A 23409-nucleotide genomic window follows, 5' to 3' on the forward strand; every position below is an offset into this window, starting at 1 on the left:
AGCACCCTGTTTTGTTGCTGGGCAGTGCGCAGAAAGGTCGGTCGAGATGAACTCGCGTAGGGATCAGGCGGACTCACAACTCTATTCGCAGCAGTATGCCAGGGAGACCCTGGAGCATAGCTCCCCCTATCAACGGCATACGAGCGGCATTCGCTCCTCAGGTGTTCGCGAGAACGCGATGTATTCTTGCCTGGGGCAAGAGACGCATCCAATGCAGCCGGGCGAGATGATTTGCCAGTTCTGCGGCCACCTGACGGCGGGCGCACAATTGGGTATTTACCAGGTCCAACGCTTACTCGGCAGTGGACGCGGAGGTCATGCCTATCTCGCTATCCATGCGCGCTCCAAACAGCAGGTCGTGCTCAAGCTGTTTCCGCCTGATTCTATGAGTACGCCGTTGTGGGAGGAGGCACGCCGGGAGGCCAGGACCGCTGCCACGCTCAACCATCGCTCTATCCTGCCCGTCTTTAGCTGCACACACTGGCAACCAAACGGCCAGCAGGCTCCTGGCAAGCCCTTGCATGAACTGATCACAAAGTATAGCGCCAGGGACCAGTATCTGCTCACGCTGTGCCAGTATACCCATGCTAACCTGACACAGTTTATCGCATACTATGAGAAGCGCGAGGCGCAACAGGCATTAAAGGCGCGTGGTATCTCGCTACGTAACCACCTGGTGACGCTTATCCAGCAAATAGGTTCGGCCCTCAGTTCCGCGCATGCACATCACCTTGTGCATGGCGCGCTCCTGCCCGGCAACATCTTACTCGATGGACGCGATCGCCTCTGGATCGCGGATTTTGGCCTGGCGCGGCTACACCCTCCCTTTGAACCTTATCTGGCCCCCGAGCTACAAGACGTGGTACGTAGAGGAGCGCAAATCGGGCACTGGCAAGACTTCTGGCGAGTGGTTACACCTGCTAGCGATCAGTATATGCTGGCACAGGTCTGCGAGTTGCTCTTCACGCGTTTGCTCTCCTCTGAAGAGTATGAGAAGGCGCTGCCAGTCGTACGAAACGCTGCGCAGGCACTACCAGAACGCCGCTTCTCCAGCGTCGATGCCTTTCTTCACGAGCTGCTACCACAGTTGCGCTCCACCTCGGGGACAGCCTTCCCCACCGGTGCTAGCAACCCAATGCTTTCACAAAGTTCTAAGGCCACATCAGGTAGCAATCCAGTCCATGCTCCCCTGGCCACGAGTGCTTCCAGTCATGCTAGCTATCAGCGGGGAAGCTCGCCAGCGCAGGTACGAGCTACTACTTCAGACAATTGCTATCTGCCATCGACTCTTCCTGGCAGCGCGCCCTCGTCATCAGAAATTGAGCAGTACCAGAAGATGATGAACTATGATCTTGCCGTATCACTTCCCTCCTCACCTGTTGACGAGTGGGAGAAAAAAGGCGACAAATTATTTACCGCCCACGACTACACCGGGGCTGTACGCGCCTATCGCCAGGCCCTGGCCCTGGATAACTATCGTTCAACACTCTGGCTCGCGCTAGGAGACGCCCACTTCGCGCTTGAAGAGTACAAAGAGGCCCTCTCAGGCTATGAAAAGGCCTTGCAGCTCAATCCTAACGACGCGCAAGCGTGGTCGAATCGTGGCACAGTCCTCGACGTCATGGGACGCAGGCAGGAGGCATTGGAATGTTATGAGCGCGCGGAACAGCTAGAGTCATAGCATATTAGCATAATATCTAGAAATCCAGAAACGAGGCATGGAATGCGTAAACTTGAGTTGGCACATGATGTACCTCATATTCATAAGCAGCCTGGTAACTCTACCTCTATTAATGAGCTACCGCATATCCTTGTACAAGGCTGTAGTGTGCTTGCACCCAACCAGCCGGAACACCTGCTCACGAACCAGGATATTCTCATTGTTGGCGAGCGGATTCAGGAGGTTGGTCCGTCTGGTTCACTCTCCTACAATCCCTTACGGCTCGACCAGGTCATAAGTGGCAAGGACCGCCTGGTCATCCCTGGGATGATCAACGCCCATACGCATTCGTTGGAGAACGTGCTCAAGGCAACGTCCCCTTCGCTACCGCTTGAACTCTGGCTGGTGCCTCTCTTTGGCAATACCTTTGAGTGGACGCCACGCATGGCTTATCTGAGTGCGGCCCTGGGCGCCCTCGAAATGCTAAAAAGTGGCACAACGGCCGTTCTCGATCACCTCTGGACTCCCTCGGGCGTCTCTGAACCATTTCTTGACGCAGTCATGCAGGCATATGAAGATGTAGGTATTCGCGCAGCCGTCGCTCCCTCTATTGAGGATCAAGACCTGGTACTGAATTGTGGCCTGCAACGAGGTCTACACTTCCCTGAGCATCCCTTTACAGATCGCTTCGAGCTCTGGCCTCCCATTGAGGAACAACTGGAGACACTGGAGCAGTTCATCACCCGCTGGCACCAGAGTTCTTCTGGTCGCCTGAGCTGCCTGGTTGGCCCAAGTGGTATTCACTGGTGCAGCCATATGCTCTTGGAGCACTGTAACCTGCTCGCCGAGCGTTACGAGACAGGCATGCATATTCATGCCGTCGAGACAGCTCTACAAGCGCAAGTGATCCGTGAGTACCTGGGACAGGAAGGTATTGCCTATCTCGCCGATCAATATATTATGCGCCCCGGAACATCGCTAGCTCATGCCATCTGGCTGGCGCCCGGTGATCTGGAGCGTATCGCCTGCTCAGGGGCTACGCTCGTACACAATCCAGTCAGTAATCTGCGCCTGGGCAGTGGGCGCTTCCCTCTCAAGCGCGCGCTCGACCTCGGGGTAAGCGTAGCGCTTGGCTGCGACGGTTCCGCCAGCAATGATAACCAGAATATGTTTAGCGTGCTCAAGCTAGCGGGCTTGCTCCACAACTATCCACGTCTAGACTATAAGAAGTGGCCTGGCGCGGCGGCGATATTCTCGGCAAGCACAACTGGCGGGGCCGCAGCTCTGGGCCTCGCCTCAGTGCTGGGCGAGATTGCGCCAGGCCAGCTGGCAGATCTCGTTATGCTCGACCTGAACAGTACGGCCTTCCTACCGCTACGCGATCCCTACCTGCACCTGGTGTACTGTGAGCCAGGCTCAGCGGTCGAGACAGTCATCGTGCATGGCGAAACCGTGGTCGAACATGGTAAGCTGGCGCGGCTCGATGAAGCGGCGCTTATCCAGGAGGTCCGCGAGCTATGCCAGAAAGACTGGCAGACACAAATGCCAGCCATAGCAGAAAACACACACGCCGTTATGTCGCAGATTGATACATTACGACATATGGTTTTACATCACCAAAATAAAGAGTGAAATATTCGCTCAAAGAGTGTTAATATATATAAGTCTCGATATAAACCTTGATATGGCACTCTGTAGTTTGATATCTGATAGTGTTCCATCTTACCAAAGGAAAGGACATGTATTTTATGGAAGACGCGATGCCCGAGAACCGCCTGGACGCTCCCGCTGATTACACAGAAGAGGCTCGTCCTGCACGTGTAAGCTATACGCTGCGCTACACCGGCCTGCCAGCGCTCGGACAATTGGTAGCCGTAGCGGTGGCCGCCGCGGTCTACACGGTGCTCTCCTGGCTCTCCATTCCGATTCCTTCAGGCATCCCCCTGGTTTCGGCACTTTTTATTGCGATCGGTTTTGGTATTCCCTTCGCGCTCTGGTTTGGTGGTTGGGCGTTTGTGATTGCCTATCTGGGCAACTTCCTGGGAGCAGGCCTGCTCTCGCCCCAGCCCTTACCGCTGCCAGTGGCGCTCTGGTTCGGCACCGTGGACCTGATCCAGCTTGGTCTACCAATGATTCTCTACCGCCTGCTAGCACCTCGCTTCGGTGTTAGCTCCATCGGTAAGGACGTCCTGACGGTGCGCGGCTTTATCTTCTTCGTGCTCTGCGCAGTCCTCCCCAACAATATTCTTGGTGGACTCTATGGGAACTTCATCCTGGTCGCCACGGGCACGGCTCCCGCGAACACGCTGTTACCTGGCTGGCTGGTATGGTCGCTCTCGAATATTGTAGTAACGATCATCATTGGCCCCATCCTGCTACGCGCCCTGGGTCCAGTCGTGGAGCGCTCTGGCCTCACCATCCGCAACATGCTCAATTAAGGATTTGATGTTAAAAACACGGGAGCATCCAACTTGTAGCTGGATGCTCCCGTGTTTTTAACATCAATTGACTAGTTGCTACACCTTATGTGCGCAACTGGCATTGCTGCTCAAGGAGATCTTAGCCCAATCGTCGGGCGCGACCTGGTCGAGTGGGCTATCAGTCCAGCCCTGCACACATGGCTTAACCACCGTGCTCTTCACTCCTTGAAAAAGGGGAAGCCAGGCCACATCGTCGACCAGGCGCTGCTCAGCCTGGGCGTAGAGCTGATAGCGCTGCTGCTGGTTGGTGGCAGCATCGGCCTGAGTAAGTAAGCGCTGCGTCTCCTGTTGCTGATCCACATTTAAGGCATTGTTCTGTCCATAGTTCTGAATATTATTGGACATTCCCTGGCCAAACTGTGACGAGAGAACAGAGTGTGGATCGGGGTAATCAATATTCCAGCTCAAACGCCAGATAGCCAGGCCTTTAGCATTATTTACGGTATTCTGTAGATCGCTATAGTACTTGGCTTCGCTGGTATCGTTGATTTTGACATCGATACCCAAAAAGTCTTTCCACATGGTGCGAATAGAGTTGTACTCACTCTTGATATTCACATCAGAGGGAATGCCACTAAACACCTCAAAGCTCACATTTTTGAAGATGTCCCGCGTCACCCCTTCCTCATGCAGGCCCTCATCGAGAAGCTGGCGCGCCTTCTGAGGATCACCCTTCGTGCTGGAGACACCGAGCGGTCCACTTAGTTGTGGCGTATAGCCGGGAATTCCCTCCGGCACAATATGATTGGTAGCCAGCATCGTACCACTATAGACATCGTGTGCCAGAGCGTCTTTGTTAATGGCCAGCGCCAGGGCCTGACGCACCTTGAGGTTATCAAAGGGCCTCGTGAGGTAGTTCAGGCCATAATAATACATAGTAAGTCCAGGTACCTGGTGCAGCTCGCCCATGGGTAGGGCGCGCGCACGTCCAATCTGGTTAGATGGGACAGGCGCAATGTCTATCTGGCCGGCTTCATAAGCACGATAGACCGTTTGAGGATTGATATAGTAAGTCACGATGGCCTTTTTCAATTTAGGCCTAGGTCCATAGTAATAGGTATTGGGAGTGAGCACGATATAACGCGTGGCCTGTTTGATAGAGCGTGCTATTACCCAGGGGCCTGTGCTACCGCCCTCATTAACGTGATCTGTCCAGGCGCTTCCGTATTTCTCGATCAGTTGCTTCTTAACCACGGAGGCACAACCATTCGTCAAAGCCGAGAGGAAAGATTGATCTGGTCGCGCCAGTTGAATAATCACGGTCTGAGCATCAGGCACCTGAAGACTGTCGCCAATGAGGGTCTGTATCTCTCCTCTACGCAACTTGTCCGCGTCTTTAATAGAGCCAAGAAATGTCGAGGCTGTCGACGAGGCCGTCAAGGGCTGTAAAGCTCGATCCAGGCTATACACAACATCTTGCGAGGTCAGGCGTGTGCCATCACTAAACTTGAGGTTAGGCTTGAGCTTAAAGGTCCAGGTCAGACCATTATCGCTACTGGTATAGGATTCTGCAAGTTGCGGCCGGATTTGCAAATGGCTGTCCAGGCTTACTAGCCCAGTGAAAGCCATGCTTGTCACCTGGGTTGAGGCGTGATCGCTCGCACGTGCCGGGTCCAGGCTGGTAAAATCTGACTGGCTATTCTCTCCCACCGCCGGAAAAACGCCTGTCTGCTGGTTTACCGCCAGAGGTGCATTCGGCCCATCCAGGGTGTTATCCTGCTGATCACAGCCCGCAAGCGCGAGCAGGAGCAGGCACAAAAATAGGCTAAACGCCATAGAGGGGCCTCGCCCCTTGTTTACAATCTTTCTCCCTTGCATATATCCTCTAGAGCATGAAAGCTTTGCACAGCTGCTTTATATTTATTCGTATCTACTCAGAACTTCTCGCCACTACGTGGCTCGCAGGGGTCAGGGGGCGGTGCTGGACTGGCTTAGCCAGTCCAGCACCGCCCCCTGACCCCTGCGAGCGTCGCAGACGCTGAAAACTCCAGGAAGCATCTTTCATTATAGCAGACGTGTAGCGGAAACTTCTCATCAATAGCATTACCTTGACAAAATAGATTGCATATCCTACACTCCTCGTTAATATAGAGGTTTTACTATGGCAGAAAATATGAGTAACGATTTACATCTTTCCGATTATCGGGAACTGGCCGAGTTTCGCTACCAGATTCGTCGCTACATTCATTTTAGTGAGCAAATGGCGCGTTCTGTGGGCCTGGAACCCCAGCAGCATCAACTCCTCCTGGCCATCAAGGGTCTGCCTCAGCAACAAAAGCCAACTATAGGCTACCTGGCCGAACGCCTACAAATTCAGCATCATAGCACCGTTGAACTAGTGAATCGCCTGGTCGAACGCGAGTATGTGGAGCGCAAACGCGATACCGTCGATCAGCGGCGCGTCCTCGTACAGCTTACTCACAAAGGAGAGGATGTGCTCCAGCGCCTGGCGGCAACAATGTTGGCCGAGCTAAGTACAACCGGCCCCCTGCTGGTCCAAACACTCAACAAGCTTATCTCTCAGCATGGCTAACAGATAATAGAGAGAGGAGTTGCCACCTGTATGTGACGACTCCTCTTTTATTATTCGGCATCCACAACGGATTAGACACGGTGGAAACCGACCGACGTCACTTGCGTACGCGTCTACTTCTGGCTCTCAAGGTATTTCTTGAAATACGTCCAGGAGGTCTCGTTGGGACGTGTAAATTCCGTAGGGGCCTGCGTGTAGATTGGCTGATGCTGCTCAACATAGGCGCGTGCATCTTCAGGAAGAGCTGCATAGCCACCTGCTACCTTACAGCCAGCACACTGGTAGAGCAGATTGCCTGGGCGATCCGCCATCGCCATCCAAGGGAGCCAGGGACCAAGGCGCGTCCAGGAGATCTCACAGGGAATGGAGGCAAGCTCATCGTTCTCCAGGTCCCGGCGGCTGATAAAAAACTGAAAGAGCTCTGCACCCTGGTAGAGATCGCTCTGCGAGTATTTGGGATATTGTGCGCATGGCAGTGGAGAGGGATAGGCCAGCATTATATCGAGAGCCAGGCATAGACGATCCTCACCTACAGACAGCGCTGGCATCATAAATGGCCCATAAGGACCATTGAGCAGATACGTCTGGTTGACAGGATCATTCCAGACATGCACAACGGGGACCTCTTCTTCGGTAAAGGGGTTAGACCAGCGCTCAAGGATCTCACCCGTGGAGGGATTTTTGTAGAATGTAACCTCGCGCATGAGATGTTGGTACCCTCCCTCTACCTCCATACAGCGACCAATATTGTAGCCATCAATCTTGAAGAGGAGGCGATTTTTCTGCCCGGGAATGACGCTATAGATATTGCCGCTCCACCAGAATACAATCTCTTCGGGCTGTAGGGACGCACGAGCCTTGATATATGCTCGTAGGTTATGTTCAGGTTGCGTTAAATCGAGCATAATTTTCTTCCGAATCTCTTGGTACATATGAATAGGCCATAATCAGTATAGCATGCTCACTACTTGAGTCCCGCTCTTGCGAGTAGGGCTTACTATTCGGCTATAAGAATTTTATCGCGTTTCCGTCCATACGCTCTCATGGTATACTATGAAAAGCAATCGTGAACGCCGCTTCGTAGTGGCTAACTCCGCCGCCACGTTCAGCACAGAAAAAGGAGGCTTGCGGTAAGGCTCTTGCTTAGTAGGATCCAACCGCAGACGCTTATGGAGGAACACAAGCAGCCAGATCTTGGCCTGATTCCACAAGATGCTGATGACGCTGATCTCACTTCCCAGGACGAGGAAGATGAGTACGATACTGAACTAGAAGCTCTGCTTGATCAGACCTTTGCCGATGTCACTGACTATATGACAGAGGAGGAGGCCACGGAATATCTCGCGACCATTCTCGAAGGCGGTGAGATTGAACATGAGTCTTCCCTCTTTGATCGTATTACTCCATATGTGATGGAGAACCTCAAGGTTACAAATTACCGGCCCGACCAGGCTGTGCGCGAAGCCTCGCTGGCTCAGAAAAGCATGTGGCGTCCTGGCGATGGTGAGATTTCTTACCTGGCTTCCAATACGCTTGAGGTCTATCTCGGCACACCCGAACGCCCACTGGAGATCCCCCAGGCCTTAAAACAAATTCGCCAGTTGAGCGAGAGTACAGTACTAACGGCACGTATCGTCCTTGGCCTATGGAATATTCGTCGCCATAATGATCGCGTCTCCAAAAATGGCAGTGTGCCTGTTCTCCTCGATGAGATCCTTCAGTGGCAGGGGCTACAAAAGCATAGCCGCGTCGCGCATCCTGGCGCCAATAAGCGCTATACCGATGGCTATCGCACCGAGCAGAAGCGCCGCGTGCTCCAGGACCTGACCCTGCTGGCATCCTGTAATGTGCGCGGCAATTGCACAATCACGGTACGTGGCAAGGCCGTGCCTATCCAGGTCGATGGTCCCTATATGCGCTACTCGGTTGTCAGCCGCAAGACATTAACAAATGATAAGATTATCATCGGTTTCCTGGTTTCGCCCGGCGACTGGATCAGTACCTATGAGCAGCATCAGAACTACTATCTTGCTGAGATTGATAGCCAGATCTTCAAGCTCAATCCACAAAATGATCGCTATGCGCTGCGTATCGCTCTCTACATGACTGAACGCTGGCGCGAGCAGGCTAAACAAGGCAACTTTAGCGCGCCAATTACCATGTCAGAATTGCTCGCCTCCAGTATGGTCGAGGTTGATGAACGCCATATGACAACGCGCTTCGTCCCAGCCATAGAGAAATCCCTCTCCAAACTGGAGCAAATGGGAATTTTAGGTAAGCAAATTTGTCTGACTGAAGTCAATAAAGAGCAGGCGCGCTGGAGTAAAGATTGGCTAGCATCACGTTGGGAGATCCTTCCTCCGTTGAAACTGATCCAGGAATATCAGGCCCTTAATAGCGCACAGAAAAAACGCCCGCGCCGTATACGCGCTCGCGAAGTACCAAAAGAGAAAGAATAAAGCAGAAAACCTTTTTGCAATAAAGGCGAAGAGGGCAGCGGGAAATATCCTAACAGGCGTTTCCCACTGCCCTCTTCGCTTTTATCGTTAGTTCCATGCTAAAACTGCCATACCTCTCTTTGGACATTCCCACTTGTATCCCAACAGACTACTCCTATATAAACTAAACAGGTTAGGTAGTGCTTCCGTCTATAAAGGTCTTTTCACGTTTACGCACATTTTCCCTCGCATGTTTGCCTCAATTTCTGCTTTCCCCACCGGGGTATGGTGCATTCCAACCCCTAAAGACGACAATTTGAGGCCTTCAGGTGCATTTCACGTGACGCCAATTGTACAATTATTTGACCTCTGGTAAGGGAATTCACAGCCCTTGCTTTAGCTCCAGTTGATAAAACTCCCCCACCCAGGTTAGGTGCATCAATGCACTCATTATGCCATATAATTACCACCAGAGTCAGGTGCATTTTTCCCTCCCTGGCACTGTTTACCCCCACCCAGGTTAGGTGCATTACTACCAATCTTTGGCCCTGATACCCCCACCGGGGTTGGGTGCATTCCACCATCCTTTTTCTCCTCTCACCCCCACCCAGGTTAGGTGCATTACTACCAATCTTTGGCCCTGATACCCCCACCGGGGTTGGGTGCATTCCACCATCCTTTTTCTCCTCTCACCCCCACCCAGGTTAGGTGCATTACTACCAATCTTTGGCCCTGATACCCCCACCGGGGTTGGGTGCATTCCACCATCCTTTTTCTCCTCTCACCCCCACCCAGGTTAGGTGCATTACTACCAATCTTTGGCCCTGATACCCCCACCGGGGTTGGGTGCATTCCACCAAGTAAAGCTTGCATCTGCAAATAAAAATATATTACTTCTTCCCCACCAGGGTTGGGTGTATCTCTCTGGCTCTAAATAGTGCCGTATCGCTCGCTTTTAAGCTCATTTGAGCTTAAATTCCCCACCAGGGTTGGGTGCATTCACTCATTTTTCTGCCTTTAGAAAAAACCGCCTATAGATTTTTTTTATCCAATATTCCCCACCAGGGTTGGGTGCATTACTACAAATATTTGCTCTGATACCCCCACCGAGGTTGGGTGCATTACTACAAATATTTGCTCTGATACCCCCACCGAGGTTGGGTGCATTCCACCATCCTTTTGGCCCTGATACCCCCACCGAAGTTAGGTGCATTACAACACCCCTTTGGCCTGGATACCCCCACCAGAGTTGGGTGCATTACTACAAATATTTTGTCTTGATACCCCCACCAGGGTTGGGTGCATTACAACACCCTTTTGTCTTGATACCCCCACCAGGGTTGGGTGCATTACAGCAACCTTTTGATCTTAATACTCCCACCAGGGTTAGGTGCATTCTGCCATATCAGAGGGCAGATTTGAAAATTTTGCTGGCCGGAATTTCTTCCGTATTTTGTCACGTTTGCCCCACCAGGGTCTGGTGCATTGAATGACTTTTGCGGCATTTTAATTACACTAAAATCAAATTCCTTTTAGCAAGCGTTCGCGATTCTCATTTATTTATAATTTACATAGATTTGTTGAGAATCCCCACCAGGGTTAGGTGCATACGTATTATTTATAGAATATGACAAGATCAAGGTACTTTTTATTTGCTCCGCTATTTTCTTCATTTGCAAGCTTTCGCTGCTAAAAACACAAAATAATGTTCTGGAAAGAATTGCCCACCCAAAAGTCATAACGCGACCCCACCGAGGTTAGGTGAAAACCCCACCGGGGTGTGGTGAAAACCCCACCATTGTTAGGTGCAAAACTGAGCTCAGAGGCCAGACACCAGGAAGTGGTTTTTTGCGTATTACTCCACTAGTAAAATCCGTTTTCTGAGTGTAATATGTTCTCTACATAAGAGTTGAAAATTGGCAGGCTAAAGTTATCTTTGCTTGTCGATCAATGGTTAAAATTTTTTAAAGTTTATAAGGTTGGATGCTTTCTAGCCTTCGCTTATTTACACAACCTAATTTATGGCCTAAGCGGTTCATTAGCACTAATAAAAATAAACAAACAGGCAACGACGCCTGCTGCTTTACTGGCTCTTCCCAGATTTTTGGTAGATAGTGTTTTTAGGGGGTTTTGTATGACCGAGTCGTATTCGTCACATCAGCCGTATAACGATGGAGATGGCTGCACGTTACCTATCACAAGTACTCACAGTGACTGTGAGGAGACGCCCATATGTAACATAGGCGTTGATATCCAACAAGTTAATCCCACTATCTTCCATATTGTGGAGAAAGTCTTTGCTAAGCCCTTAAAGGGGCTTGAATTTCTTGCCCTGCTCCTGACACAGGCTGTGGTAAAACAAGAGGCTCTCCCGACCTCCTCAACGCAAACTCCTATCGCGTTTGCGGTCGTTTCACTGCAAAATATTCGCGAACTGGCACAACGTATTCATTGGGGTTATGACACAACCCACAAGTATGTTGTGACGTTTTGTGCGCTCGATCTGCTGATCAAGCGTCGCTCGTCTGACCAGATTGAACTGCTTTTCCCGCTCCAACACTACGACCCCCCCAGCTCGTTACATGAACTAGATCGCCTGCTTACCAAGAGCCGACCCAAGGTTCAGCAATTTGCCAAACGTGTACGCGAGCGTTGTCTTATTTACGACGTTGTTGCCATATCTACGACCGCGCTCACACCGGGTTCTAGCATTACCCCTCCCTCGTCGCCAGAGCAAGAACTCATGACGCGGCTGCATAGCATTTTGCGCACGGAAAATATCGATGCTGAGCGCCGTCAGCGCCTGGTCATGCGCATTTCCAGCGAGATCATTGGCAAGTTGCTAACCTATCCTCCCGTGCAAGTCTCCTCTCCCAAACAAGGTAGACTCGCGGCACCAGGCGTTCAGGCAAGGGTTAACGAGCTTGAGTCTACCACTGAAGGTAGACTTTTCCCTGAAGTTTCTTCTTCTGACAAGCTGGAGTCTACCATGAAAGTAGACTCCGCTCCTTTGCCTATTACAAAAGAAGAGGAGGAGTCTCCCTTTGTAGTAGACTCCTCACCACCACAGATGACAAAGCAACAGGAGTCTACTTTCACGGTAGACTCCTCAAAGGCTCCACAAGGGTGTGCTCATTCAGAGTCTACGCCAAAGGGAGACTCCTCCACACAGATGACACCAACAGAGAAAGAGTCTCTTCTATCGAGTAGACTTTCTCCTGAAAAAACGGCTGAGAACGCACCAGAGTCAACATTGCACAGGCAGGGAGACTCCAGAAAGTCTACCTATCCTGCTCAAAAGCAGAAAACTTCCAAGAAGCCATCTATGATTGGTACCTTGATCTCACGCTCACCAATACACAGCACATTCTTGAAGTCTACCCATTCAAAGGCGGTAGACTCACAACCAGAACAAGTAGACTCATTTCCCACTCAGGTAGACTTTGATACCCCAATGCCGGAGTCGCTGGAGAGTCTACCCACATTGGTAGACTTGCCGATTGAGCCAGCTTCACAGGCCGATAGAGAGCTAGAGTCTACCAAGATAGAGTCTACCGCTCAGAACATTCCCTCGGTAGACTCTGAAGCTCAAACAGGTAAAATGCTGGTAGACTTGAACTTTTACTCTCAAGAGTTTGCGGAGCTATACGTAACGTTAAACGTAAGTAAGTTATTTAATAATATTTTAAATAAAAATAATACTAACGTTACGTTACGCATGGAGCTACAAAAGTTTGTAGCTGAGATCTTTGACAGAAATCGCCAGGCTGGAAACAAATACAAAAAAATGTTTGCAACAACCGATATCTCTACTGTTGTTGCAAGTTTTATCTATTCCCTGCAATGTATGTCTAGTTCTGGCGGCCACACTATCGAAAATCCAGGAGCTTTTTTTAATAGCAACTGTAGCAAAATCCAGAACAACAAGCTATCAATTAGCCAGGAAGATATAGATTTCATGGGACAGCTTACCTGCGAACAGATATATGACTACTTGACTAATCCAAACAGCAAGGTAAAATTGGCCCCACTATTTGATCAACCTGACCAACAGGAACTTGCCACCAGAGATCGCCATGGCCATGTAGTACGTCGAAATGGCAAATTAGTGTATCGTGCTAGCAAATTTACTCATGGCAATTTGGGTAGCACAGAATCATAACTACGCAACCAGAATTTGCATTGATGAGTTTTTAATACATTTTTTATTGCCCTTTCGCGAAATTTCGTGTACAATCGACGCGATTTGAATTTATGTTCGATTGATGCGATGTTGCAAGGGAGGAAAAGGATGACATTTGATTTCCAGAGCAGACGCTCGCCCAACTACCAAAAACCCAGCCACATACCAGGAAAGCGCAGTAAAGCCTTTGCTGGATATATAGTCTCCATACCAGAGCAGAAACGTAGTTCTCTCCAACAGCGAATGCTTATACGTCACAATAATGGTGAATGTATTGGTTGCACTCATCAAGGGGTACCACTAGGCGTCAATGGGATGGAGCTTCCCGTTGTGCGCGTGATGCGCGGTTTTTTTGCCCCTCCCGAGTTTTGCGATTGCGAACTAGGTGTACGCTATAGCCAGCGTATTGAGCGCCAACGTGAAGAGTTTATTCATAAGGATAGGCTTGAAAGATATACTTATGCTTGCAAACTTTTTACAACGGCATTAGTGCCTCCCCTCCCAGAAGGTCATACTCTTGAGAGCTGGCCAGTAGCTTTCGAAAAGCCACCTGCTGCACAGGATGAAGAATATCTGGAAATTATAGCGGAACGTGAGAAAGTCAGAAATGCAGCTATAAATTTCATGCGTGCAATCGAGGAACCAGAGCTTGTTAAGAAAAAGGGACTATGTATTCAGGGCTATCCAGGAGTAGGGAAAACAGGTCTGGCTCTGGGTGTGGCTGCCTTTTTGCCACAAGCTGACTATTATATGCTTTGTCTTAATGCTCCAGCATTACTTACTCTTATTCAGCGTTCAGAGCAGGAAGAACAGATGGTATATACTCTACGAAATGCACATATCGTGCTTCTAGATGATCTGGGTGATCCTGAATCGATGGATCTAGCGCCTTATACAGTGCGTCGTATCCTGACAGACGTCTTCGAGGCTCGCTATAATGCTTCGTTGCCTACTATAGTTACGACTGGGCTGGATAATGAGCAATTGCGTGAACAGTTTAGCGATAGCGTCTTCTCAATCATGGAGGGCCTGTGCTACTTTTATGAATTGCCCGGTATCAATTTCCGCAAGGAGTGAGTGTTTTCATGGAGCGTCTTTTACCCCAGAATGTTGAGGCCGAGGCTGGTGTGCTAGGTAGCCTGCTTATCGATCCCGAGGCAATCGTAAATGTAACCAGTTTTCTGCGCGTGGAAGATTTCTATCGCGATGGACATCGCCTGATCTATGAGGCGGTTGTCACACTCTATAATCGGCATGAGCCAGCCGATTTTGTGACGGTCTGTCATGAGCTTGAGCGTCATAACAAGCTGGAGGAGGCTGGAGGCGAAGACTATGTCATCTCGCTGATCAACCAGGTTCCTACCAGTGGAAACGCCGAGTACTACGCGCGTATTGTTGAGCAAATGGCGTTGTTGCGCCGCTTGATCCATGCTGGTAGCCAGATTGTGACCACGGCCTATGGTGAGGAGAACGCAGAGGCAGCCCTTGAGCAGGCAGAACAGATCCTTTTCGCTGTGCGCCAGGGATATACCCATAAACGCTCTGAGAGCCACCATATTCGTGATGTAATCACAAACTACATGGAGAGGCTTACCTCCCTCTCAGAACGCCAGGGGGAGCTTGTAGGCGTTCCTACGGGCTTTGCTGACCTGGACCGCATGCTGGGAGGCCTGCAACGCTCTGACCTGATTATTCTGGCCGCCAGGCCCGCTGTGGGCAAGACTAGCTTTGCTTTGAGTCTGGCGTATAACACAGCCCTGCTGAGTAAGAGCATCGTGGGCATCTTTAGCCTGGAGATGAGTTCTGAGCAACTGGTGCAGCGCCTGATCTCTATGGATGCCCAGATCGATCAACAGCGCCTGCGTATGGGCGACCTGTATGACGAGGATTGGAATGTGCTGGAGACCTCTATGGCCTCGCTCTCCAGTGCCAGCATTCTCATCGATGATACGGCTGGCATCTCGGTCTCACAGTTGGGCAGCAAGGCTCGCCAATGGATGTCCGAGTATGGTGGGCTGGACCTGCTAATTGTCGACTACCTCCAACTTATGCAGCCCCCCGCCTCTGAGAGACGCGCCGAGAATCGTGTCCAGGTGGTTGATGAGATGAGCCGCCAGTTGAAGGTTCTGGCGCGTGAACTGAATATCCCTATCATTGCCCTGTCTCAGCTCTCGCGTGCCGTCGAGTCACGCCAGTCCAAGGTACCTATGCTCTCCGATCTGCGCGAATCTGGCGGCCTGGAGCAGAACGCCGACGTTGTGCTGTTTATCTATCGTGACGAGGTCTACAACCCCAATACCGAGCGTCCGGGCCTGGCGGATATCATCATCTCCAAGCATCGTAATGGTCCCACTGGCGAAGTGTGCCTCCTGTTTAATCGCAGCCAGACGCGTTTTCAGGACTTCGATGTACGCACCAGGACTCCTCTTTCCTCCTCAGGCACTCAGAGCGATTATATGCTCGTGGAGAGTGAAGAGGACTAGTCCCCCCTCAGCAACCATTGCCAGGGCTTGCAGTTTGGTGATAAAAAGAATCAAGGTTCTTTTTATTGTCTCGCTAGCTAAAAATGGGGTGCGTCATGAACGTAATGCGAACAACCACTGAAGTTGCCAGCCAGGATGTATTTGAGGTGATGCTGGTAGTCGCAGAGGCCGCGGTCCTACTTGGGGTGAAGTCAGGTCGTGTACACGCGCTTATCGAGAGTGGTGCCCTACCCTCGCGCTTTGCCACTCGCGACGAAATCGCGCAATTACTCTCTCTTGGTCGTGTGCGTGGAGTGCCCGGAACTGGCATTCGCTTGGTGCCCAGATATGCCGTTGAGGCGGCCCAACATCGCCCGGGTCGTGGGTGGCGCAAGGGACGTTCACGCAAGCCAAAGGATGCCCAGGCTTAATTACCTTTCTACCAGACTACTTGTCACACATAGACGTGTACGTGTACGTGACGTATACGTTTGTGTAATATGCCTTATAGCTCATTTTAAGCCTTTTTCTGGTACACAAACAGAATGACATATGTTACAATGTGGAGGAATAGGCGTTTTCTATGGTAAACATCATAGTATACGCCGACACAAACGTAGACGTAAACGTGAGCTGAATGTCGCTGAAGAAAGCAGGCATCACCACTATATTTAGTAGTTATTTTGTTAAAAGGAGTGTGCCTTGAAGATTATTAGCCTTGCGAATAACAAGGGAGGCGTGACCAAGACGACCACTACGGTCAATCTGGGATATGGCTTGGCGCGAGCTGGGCGGCGTGTGCTTATTATTGATACTGACGCCCAGAGCAATAGCACCTATAGCCTCCTGGGACACCTGGATCAGGAGCCAACCCTCTTTGATGTCTTGATCAATGGTGTAAAGATGACCGATGCCATTGTGCCCACACAACATGAGAATCTCTTCCTGGTGCCCAGTTCCATCAATCTGAGTGCCGCCGATCTCTTGATGGCCTCGGCCGCGGGTCGTGAGCGCAAACTAGCGCGCGCTCTCTCTACCGTCAAGGACTTTGATTATATCCTGATTGATACGCCACCTAATCTGGGTGTGCTGACGGTAAATGCCTTCATGGCTTGTACCGATGTGATCATTCCAATTGCCCTTACCACCTATGCCCTGATCGGTATTGGTATTCTGGAAAGCACCATGCAGGAGTTGCGCGAGAACCTGGATGTGGAACTGCCTATCTTTGGTGTGGTGGCTAACCTCGATGATCACACGCGCTTGAGTACCGATGTGCTGGCGGCTGTTCGCGATCACTTTGCTGGCAAGGTTTTTGATACGGTTATCCCCCGTAATATTAAGGTAGAAGAAGCCCATAATCAGATCGCCTGCCTCTTCGATTATGCCCCTGCCAGCACAGGCGCCCAGGCATATAGCAAACTTGTACAGGAGGTTTTACATCGTGCCGAAGGAGCCTAAGAAATTTATTAATCCCTTGCTGCGCCCCTCTCCTGCCGCTGAACAGAAGCCAGAGCCTGAGCAAGTAGTGGAGAAGCCTTCTCGCAGAAGCTCTGCCGAGAAGTCTGCTTCTCCCCCTTCTCAATCTGGATCACAGGCAGAGAATGTTGTTCCTGCTCCTGTACAGACCACCAAGATCCGTGAGGAGCAGCCTCAAGAACAACAGCTTCCCTCGCCTGAAGTGTCGCGGAGTACTATCCCTTCTCACGTTGAGGAAGATGAGGTAGAGGCGGAAGTTGAAGTTCCCACCAAGGAGCCAGCTTTTAGCGCAATGTCTGCCCAATCCCAGGCGTCGACGAAGACACAAACATATGCAGCTCCGTATACGTATACATCTCAGCCAGAACAGCAAGCGCCTGCCCAGAAACGCCAAACCCGGCCTAAAGAGGCACGCCTTGAGCAAGCGCAGGTGCCTCAGTTTCCGGCTCCGCCACCACCAACTCAGTTGCCAGCGTCAGCCTATGCTACTGAGGAGCGACGTCCTATGTATGAGCGCCAGCAGCGGCCTTTTGAGCCAACTGCATATAGTGAGCAGGTACCGGAGCGCCAAACCGTTCCTTATAATAGAAATATATCTACTGCTCCTGGCTATACTCAGGATGCTAGAAGCGTGTCGGGCCCCCTTGGTTATACCCAGGCAGAGATCGGCGATTATCCATCTTCATCTTCCCAGTTCTTACCATCTCAATCGACAGCACCCTTGCCTGCCCTGTCGGAGTCGTTTGAGCATCGAACGGGCGAACTTCTAGAGACGACTGAGTTTTCTGCTCGAGGTTCGTTGCGGCGACGGCGCGGTGCCCAAACTTTTGAGCGAACCCATGAGCGTATCACTCTCTGGATCGATAAACGCCTGAAGCAGGCTTTTGATGAACTGGCCTATGAGAGCGAACTCCCTAAGACGGCTCTCCTCAACGAAGCAATCGCGGACCTCTTGCGTAAATATCGCGGTTAGCTCTCAATGCCCCCTTTTAAATGCTTACGTAGATGGCTCGAAGCCGCAAAAATGTCTACGTAAGCATTTTTGTGTATGATGCTGTAACCGTACACGTGTACGTTCTTGCTCATTGTTGAATAAGATCTTATTCCGAAGCCCAACCCCATTCGGGGGCGCAGCGCCACTTGCGTGTCTAGCGCTTCGCGCTCAGGGTTTTCGGAGAAGTAGTAAACCACTAATTATTTTACAAACGTGTACGTACACATATATGTAGCTGTATACAGACATGAAGACATTTTATTTGATAATTTTATGCTGCGAGCTCATAAACGTATAAGTCTCTGTCATCGACTACGCTTTTGGCTACGATGACGCATCCAGTAACGACAACGTTGATAGCAACATAGTTGTTGTCGTCTCTGTACTTGTTGTCGTGCGCGATCTCGTACACGTGCACGTATGTGCAATTGTTTCTGTAGCTGTAAGCGAAGATAGGTATGTAAGCATAGCTGTAGCTGTAAGCGAAGATGTATTTGTTTCTGTACTTGTAAACGCGTCTGGCAACGGAAACCTATGCGTCTACGCTCTCGTTTTTGTAATCGCACACATTTACGCAACTGTTTCTGTAAACGCAAGCATAAACGCATACGTATACGTTGCTGTTTGCGATGGCGTAGATTTATATGACAGCATCTTCATTTACATAGTCGTTATCGTCATTGTAGTCGTTACTGTAAATGGAAACATTTGTGTAAGTGTACTTGTAAGCATAAACGCATATGTCTTTGTTTGTGTAAACGTATACGTATGCATAAACAAAGACATATGCGTAATTAGATACAGAGATGTATTCACAAACAACAACGTGTATGCACACGAAAATGTTGTTGTAAACAAGGATGTTAGCGTATGCATCAACGTCCTTGTTTACGCTGAACTATTCTGATGCCCTTCTCTTGACCCTGGTATAATCCCAGGTGTTTCCCGATTACGTTGAGCTATTGGTTACGCATAATCATAAACGTAAACGTAAACAAGTACGTTTACGTTTATGATTATGATTACATTTACATTTACATTTGTCTGTAATGCTAAATGTTTTGCTGGTTGAGGGGCAGTATTCTGAGTGGTGTGTAAAAAAAAGGTCTGGTATCCTGAACTGGAAAATGTAGTAAAACTGAACCAGGAGGATAGCCATGACCCTTTACGATCACTCTAGCGAAGACATCATCACCCGTCAAGAGGCCTTTGAGCAGCTGGTGAAAGAGCGACTCCAGTACGCCGTTCGCATCGCATTCATCAATGTGCTGGAAGAAGAAGTGACGGCCTTTATTGGAGCCAAGCCGTATGAGCGCAGCCAACACCGTCGAGATCAACGCAACGGACACTACAGCCGTCATCTGGACACCACCGTGGGAGAAATCGCTGATGTGCCCGTTCCTCGCACGCGAGGAGGGTATCACACGCAGTTGTTTGAGCGTTATCATCGCCGCCGCGACGAGCTGGATGGCGCCATGCAAGACATGTTCATCAAAGGAGTGAGCATGGCTCAAGTCGGAGAGATCATCGAGACATTAACCGGTTTGCATCCGAGTGCCTCAACCGTCTCGCGGGTGTTTCATACGCTGCAAGAGGAGTATGAGCAGTGGAAAGCCCGTCCCCTAGCTCAGCGCTATGCCTACGCCTTTGCCGATGGGACCTACTTCACCGTGATCTACCAGAGCGAAGGCTGCAAGATGCCCATCTTGGCGGTGGTGGGCATTGCCATCACCGGAGAGCGAGAAGTGCTGGCTTTTCGCGTGGGGGATCGGGAGAATCAGCAGGCGTGGGAGGATCTCATGGAGGACCTCAAAGCACGAGGAGTCAAGGAAATCGGGCTCTGGATCAGTGATGGCAACCGGGCCATGCTCAATGCCATCACCAAGCACTTCCCGACCGCACAGAGACAACGCTGTGTTCTGCACAAGATGGAGAACGTGCTCAGTTACGTTCCGAGCAAGCAGCGAGAACAGCTTGAACCTGAGCTCAAAGCCCTCTTTTCCCAAGAAAGCCGACAGCAGGCCGATCAAGCCGTGGCTGCTTTCCTTGAGAAGTACCAGAAGGTCTATCCCACCGCGGTAGAGTGCTTGCAGCGGGATCTGGAGGCTTGTCTCACCTTTTACGCCTTTCCGAAGACGCACTGGAAGACCATTCGCACCAACAATGTCAGTGAGCGGCTCTTTGGAGAAGTCAAACGTCGTTCGCACAAGATGGCTGCCGCGTTTCGCAATGAGGGGAGCTGTCTGCTGCTCTTCTATGCCGTCATTCGCGGCTTGACCTTCCACAAGCTCACGATGCCACCAGCATCGCAAGCTCAGCCAGATCTTGTCCTTTTACACAGTACTTGACATACTGCCGGTTGAGGAGATAAGTGCTACTTAAGCGCCGGCTATTCTTATAGCCTTTGGATGAAATGTTCGTAGGATGATATTATGATTTTGTCTACGTCTACGTCTACATTTACCGAGAAAAGGCCTAAATGGCTTGTTTGGGATGTATTTCTTCCTCGGACTTAGTAAACACATCGCTACCAATTTCTGAAACTATGAAGTTCTGTTATAAGACAGGTATAAGACTCTTATATGTGCGCTAGAGCTTGTTATGCTTGAGGGCGTTAGAGGCGTAGGAGCGCGCTTTCTCTTATACTTTCTCCGGGATAGGGGTGGAGCGTGGCAGGAGGATATTGGGAGATCGAGCTAAGTGTCATTCTTATACTTAATCTCAGAAAAGGTTAGCATGTATTTCTGTGTCTACTGGGTGCAAAGCCTGGGATAGGGCGACACCGGTAGTCAGTAGTCAGCCGTTCTTAATAATAAGCTGCGTTTGTTCTTGAGCGAGAAAGGACATGGGAATGAACACAAGCGAGGTCGCGCTCTTACGCCAGCAGATTGAGCAGGAGATGCTGGCGATGAGGCGCGCGTTATCCGAGGTGGCGCTTGGTGTGGCACGCCACGGCTTTATTAATGCTCGCATGGAGCGCGTGGGTTCGTTTCAGGGCGCTCTGGCACGCCATGTAGGTGCAGATGAGGCGAATCTCGTAGTGTGTGAGCTATATGTGCAGGCGATGGAGCAGGAGGAATCCACTCTCGCGATCTTATAAAATTCTTATAGTCTAAAACCCTTTTCGTTTCTGTCTTCTCTGCCTGTTTGCCAGATATTTGTTACTTGCTGTTGAAGGTCTTGCTCTTTATTTGTTCTGGAAGGGATTTCGCGCGATGTTGGAGGAGCTGAAAGCCGCTTACGATCTCCATGTAAAGTTACGCTGGTGCGCCTGGTGTGTACTGGTGCTATTACCTATATCGTTTGTGCTGCTGGGTGGCTTTCCTCCGCGTACCTGGTCGCTCTGCCTTCAGGCGCTTCTCAGCTGGTCCATGCACTGGCGGGAGATGATGTACCAGGCGACGCTCGTCGTGCTGGTCCTGGCATCTCTCTTCTGGTTTATTGCCTGGGGAGGCCTGCTCTGGTTGGCCCTCTGGCTAGTAGTCCATCATTTGCAATTTCGACCTGTAGCCGATATGTCTTCCGTACAGGCAGAGTGGCAGCCTCTGCCCATGTCGACTTCTCCTACGATACAGAAGGTTCCTTCAGCGTCTCTGCCGGGACTGGTGGAGCTTACCCCTTATAGAGGGAGCGAGAGCCTGACGGCACAGATGCAACGTATACGTCTACCGCAACGTACACCACAAATGCAGGCGGGTAACCTGGCGCTTAATCTCTCGCCGTTCCCTTCGGCGCACCCTTCTTTGCCAGATCGATCCGCTCCTCCCTCTGTGGCGACCATGGTTGAGTTGCCGGAGATTCCGACGCGGCCCGCAGGTCGTTCTGCAACGGATCCGCTCTCCTCGCGTTCGTCAATGTTAGAACCTCTGGAGGTGGGAATTGGTTGGAATAGTGGCATTGTACGTATGAGTAAGCCAAATGAGGATAGTGTGATGGTTTTGCAGGGAACCTGTACCTATGAAGAGCAGTTGATGCCTTTTGCTCTCTTCGTCGTCGCCGATGGTATGGGGGGACACGATAATGGACGCGATGCCAGTCGCCTGGCGATGCAGAGTATGATGCATACTGTGCTACAGAATATTGTGATAAGCAGGGAACTTAGCGATGAGTTCTTGATAGATATGCTCATTGGAGGAGTAGAATGGGCCAATCGTGCCATCATGCAGCGTGGCCGCGAGCTAAACGGGAATATGGGGACGACACTGACCGCCTCCCTGGTGGTAGGTCTCAAGGCCTATATCGTCAATGTTGGTGATAGCCGGACTTACCTCTACCGCGAGGGCTTCGGTCTCAAACAGGTTACACGTGATCACTCGGTCGTAGCCACGCTGGTCGCCTTCGGCGAGATTACGCCAGAACAGGTCTATACTCATCCCGAGCGCAATAAGGTCTATCGCAGCCTGGGCCAGGATGAGCATATCGAAGTTGACTGGTTTATGCTTAATCTGCTCTCCCAGGATCGGCTCCTGCTCTGTTCAGATGGCCTATGGGAGATGGTACGCAATCCAGAGATCGCGCGCCTCCTCCAGCAATATCCCAATGCCGTCACCGCCAGTGATGCCCTTACCAAAGCTGCACTCATTGGAGGCGGCGTCGATAACATTAGCGTCATTGTCGCCTGCGTCCCCTGACCTCTCTTGTGATTACGGCATTGTACACGCATACGTATACGTAAAAGAGTAGATATTGCTAATCCAGGAGATAGCCTAGGGATTAAGCGAAACGGGCCAGGTGCCTGGTGAGTTCTTTTACCTTTGGAGTTTTGCCCTGTGTATCAATGGAGATGCCTTCCTCCGCTAAAATTCTGGCCTGGCTCTCTACACCGCCGGGAAAGTTCACAATAAGTTTACCATTGGCATTGATAACACGCCAGTAGGCGACATGCTTGCTTGTGTCTCGCGCAAGGGCTTGAAGGGATTCTCTCATGGTTACTGGACAGGTACCCTGGACCTGGAATTGTTCTGTGAGCTTCTTTCGCAGAAGATCGGTTGTTATAAGCTGCTGCTCTGGTATCTGCTGGATTAATGCCTCCAGCGCCGCAGGACTTAGAAGTAACATTTTCCCCCGTCCACCAAAGAATTTAACCCGGTTCTCGGGAATATCCACAATGGTATCTACCTCTTGTGCCATAAGACCTCCTTATCATGTCTCTGGCTTCCTGGCTACTCTCTACTGAGAGC

17 protein-coding genes are annotated in these 23409 nt (G+C 50.7%); 14 read left to right on the plus strand and 3 right to left on the minus strand.

Features of this window, described 5'->3' with window-relative positions; genetic code table 11:
- Positions 1–46: 46 nt before the first annotated feature.
- The 3 genes from JMJ04_RS38450 to JMJ04_RS38460 all read left to right on the plus strand — a co-directional run bounded on the left by JMJ04_RS38450 (position 47) and on the right by JMJ04_RS38460 (position 4098).
- Positions 47–1681 carry a protein kinase family protein gene (locus JMJ04_RS38450; RefSeq protein WP_201375646.1) on the plus strand — a complete coding sequence of 545 codons (1635 nt, stop codon included), beginning with the start codon at positions 47–49 and terminating at the stop codon, positions 1679–1681.
- A 42-nt stretch (positions 1682–1723) separates the two neighbouring features.
- Positions 1724–3292, plus strand: coding sequence for an amidohydrolase family protein (locus tag JMJ04_RS38455; protein WP_201375647.1), 1569 nt, complete (start codon positions 1724–1726; stop codon positions 3290–3292).
- Positions 3293–3399: 107 nt separating this feature from the next.
- Positions 3400–4098, plus strand: a complete 699-nt coding sequence (locus JMJ04_RS38460) for a hypothetical protein (RefSeq protein ID WP_201375648.1) — start codon at positions 3400–3402, stop codon at positions 4096–4098.
- A gap of 78 nt (positions 4099–4176) precedes the next feature.
- On the opposite strand, the gene JMJ04_RS38465 is transcribed toward JMJ04_RS38460, so the two are convergent.
- On the minus strand, positions 4177–5916 hold the full coding sequence (locus tag JMJ04_RS38465) for an ABC transporter substrate-binding protein (RefSeq protein WP_201375649.1): 1740 nt from the start codon (positions 5914–5916) through the stop codon (positions 4177–4179).
- Positions 5917–6241: 325 nt separating this feature from the next.
- Between JMJ04_RS38465 and JMJ04_RS38470 the strand changes: the two genes are divergently transcribed.
- A complete protein-coding gene (locus JMJ04_RS38470; RefSeq protein WP_201375650.1) occupies positions 6242–6673 on the plus strand; it encodes a MarR family winged helix-turn-helix transcriptional regulator in 432 nt (143 codons plus the stop codon).
- Positions 6674–6786: 113 nt separating this feature from the next.
- Here JMJ04_RS38470 and JMJ04_RS38475 read toward each other — a convergent pair whose 3' ends face one another.
- A complete protein-coding gene (locus JMJ04_RS38475; protein ID WP_201375651.1) occupies positions 6787–7578 on the minus strand; it encodes a DUF1838 family protein in 792 nt (263 codons plus the stop codon).
- Between the two features lie 264 nt (positions 7579–7842).
- Between JMJ04_RS38475 and JMJ04_RS38480 the strand changes: the two genes are divergently transcribed.
- From JMJ04_RS38480 to JMJ04_RS38525, 10 genes are all read left to right on the plus strand, one after another.
- Positions 7843–9132 (plus strand): hypothetical protein, encoded by a 1290-nt coding sequence (locus JMJ04_RS38480; protein ID WP_201375652.1) that lies wholly within the window; start codon positions 7843–7845, stop codon positions 9130–9132.
- Between the two features lie 2113 nt (positions 9133–11245).
- The gene (locus JMJ04_RS38485; protein WP_236038878.1) at positions 11246–13273 is read left to right on the plus strand and encodes a hypothetical protein; all 2028 of its coding nucleotides are present in this window, start codon (positions 11246–11248) and stop codon (positions 13271–13273) included.
- Between the two features lie 129 nt (positions 13274–13402).
- Positions 13403–14371 (plus strand): P-loop NTPase family protein, encoded by a 969-nt coding sequence (locus JMJ04_RS38490; RefSeq protein WP_201375654.1) that lies wholly within the window; start codon positions 13403–13405, stop codon positions 14369–14371.
- 8 nt (positions 14372–14379) lie between these two features.
- Positions 14380–15777, plus strand: coding sequence for a replicative DNA helicase (dnaB, locus tag JMJ04_RS38495; protein ID WP_201375655.1), 1398 nt, complete (start codon positions 14380–14382; stop codon positions 15775–15777).
- Positions 15778–15872: 95 nt separating this feature from the next.
- Complete coding sequence (locus tag JMJ04_RS38500) at positions 15873–16187, plus strand: hypothetical protein (protein ID WP_201375656.1); 315 nt, start codon at positions 15873–15875, stop codon at positions 16185–16187.
- 271 nt (positions 16188–16458) lie between these two features.
- Entirely contained in the window at positions 16459–17217 is a 759-nt protein-coding gene (locus tag JMJ04_RS38505) for a ParA family protein (RefSeq protein ID WP_201375657.1), read from the plus strand.
- Positions 17201–18208, plus strand: coding sequence for a hypothetical protein (locus tag JMJ04_RS38510; RefSeq protein ID WP_201375658.1), 1008 nt, complete (start codon positions 17201–17203; stop codon positions 18206–18208). Before JMJ04_RS38505 ends, JMJ04_RS38510 begins: the two co-directional genes overlap by 17 nt.
- A 1178-nt stretch (positions 18209–19386) precedes the next feature.
- Positions 19387–20577 (plus strand): IS256 family transposase, encoded by a 1191-nt coding sequence (locus JMJ04_RS38515; RefSeq protein WP_201375659.1) that lies wholly within the window; start codon positions 19387–19389, stop codon positions 20575–20577.
- Positions 20578–21080: 503 nt separating this feature from the next.
- A complete protein-coding gene (locus JMJ04_RS38520) occupies positions 21081–21329 on the plus strand; it encodes a hypothetical protein (protein ID WP_201375660.1) in 249 nt (82 codons plus the stop codon).
- 115 nt (positions 21330–21444) lie between these two features.
- On the plus strand, positions 21445–22860 hold the full coding sequence (locus JMJ04_RS38525) for a PP2C family protein-serine/threonine phosphatase (protein WP_201375661.1): 1416 nt from the start codon (positions 21445–21447) through the stop codon (positions 22858–22860).
- 82 nt (positions 22861–22942) lie between these two features.
- On the opposite strand, the gene JMJ04_RS38530 is transcribed toward JMJ04_RS38525, so the two are convergent.
- On the minus strand, positions 22943–23359 hold the full coding sequence (locus JMJ04_RS38530; RefSeq protein ID WP_201375662.1) for an MGMT family protein: 417 nt from the start codon (positions 23357–23359) through the stop codon (positions 22943–22945).
- Between the last annotated feature and the right edge of the window lie 50 nt (positions 23360–23409).

This window comes from Ktedonobacter robiniae (assembly GCF_016587375.1).
In the GTDB taxonomy this organism is placed as follows: Bacteria; Chloroflexota; Ktedonobacteria; order Ktedonobacterales; family Ktedonobacteraceae; genus Ktedonobacter; species Ktedonobacter robiniae.

Bases quoted from the DNA above. Each gene is read 5' to 3' on its own strand.
- JMJ04_RS38515 (WP_201375659.1), top strand. From the start codon at position 19,387: ATGACCCTTTACGATCACTCTAGCGAAGACATCATCACCCGTCAAGAG.
- JMJ04_RS38450 (WP_201375646.1), top strand. From the start codon at position 47: ATGAACTCGCGTAGGGATCAGGCGGACTCACAACTCTATTCGCAGCAG.
- JMJ04_RS38465 (WP_201375649.1), bottom strand. From the start codon at position 5,916: ATGGCGTTTAGCCTATTTTTGTGCCTGCTCCTGCTCGCGCTTGCGGGC.
- JMJ04_RS38460 (WP_201375648.1), top strand. From the start codon at position 3,400: ATGTATTTTATGGAAGACGCGATGCCCGAGAACCGCCTGGACGCTCCC.
- JMJ04_RS38530 (WP_201375662.1), bottom strand. From the start codon at position 23,359: ATGGCACAAGAGGTAGATACCATTGTGGATATTCCCGAGAACCGGGTT.
- JMJ04_RS38500 (WP_201375656.1), top strand. From the start codon at position 15,873: ATGAACGTAATGCGAACAACCACTGAAGTTGCCAGCCAGGATGTATTT.
- JMJ04_RS38475 (WP_201375651.1), bottom strand. From the start codon at position 7,578: ATGCTCGATTTAACGCAACCTGAACATAACCTACGAGCATATATCAAG.
- JMJ04_RS38520 (WP_201375660.1), top strand. From the start codon at position 21,081: ATGAACACAAGCGAGGTCGCGCTCTTACGCCAGCAGATTGAGCAGGAG.
- JMJ04_RS38485 (WP_236038878.1), top strand. From the start codon at position 11,246: ATGACCGAGTCGTATTCGTCACATCAGCCGTATAACGATGGAGATGGC.
- JMJ04_RS38470 (WP_201375650.1), top strand. From the start codon at position 6,242: ATGGCAGAAAATATGAGTAACGATTTACATCTTTCCGATTATCGGGAA.
- JMJ04_RS38525 (WP_201375661.1), top strand. From the start codon at position 21,445: ATGTTGGAGGAGCTGAAAGCCGCTTACGATCTCCATGTAAAGTTACGC.
- dnaB (WP_201375655.1), top strand. From the start codon at position 14,380: ATGGAGCGTCTTTTACCCCAGAATGTTGAGGCCGAGGCTGGTGTGCTA.
- JMJ04_RS38480 (WP_201375652.1), top strand. From the start codon at position 7,843: ATGGAGGAACACAAGCAGCCAGATCTTGGCCTGATTCCACAAGATGCT.
- JMJ04_RS38455 (WP_201375647.1), top strand. From the start codon at position 1,724: ATGCGTAAACTTGAGTTGGCACATGATGTACCTCATATTCATAAGCAG.
- JMJ04_RS38490 (WP_201375654.1), top strand. From the start codon at position 13,403: ATGACATTTGATTTCCAGAGCAGACGCTCGCCCAACTACCAAAAACCC.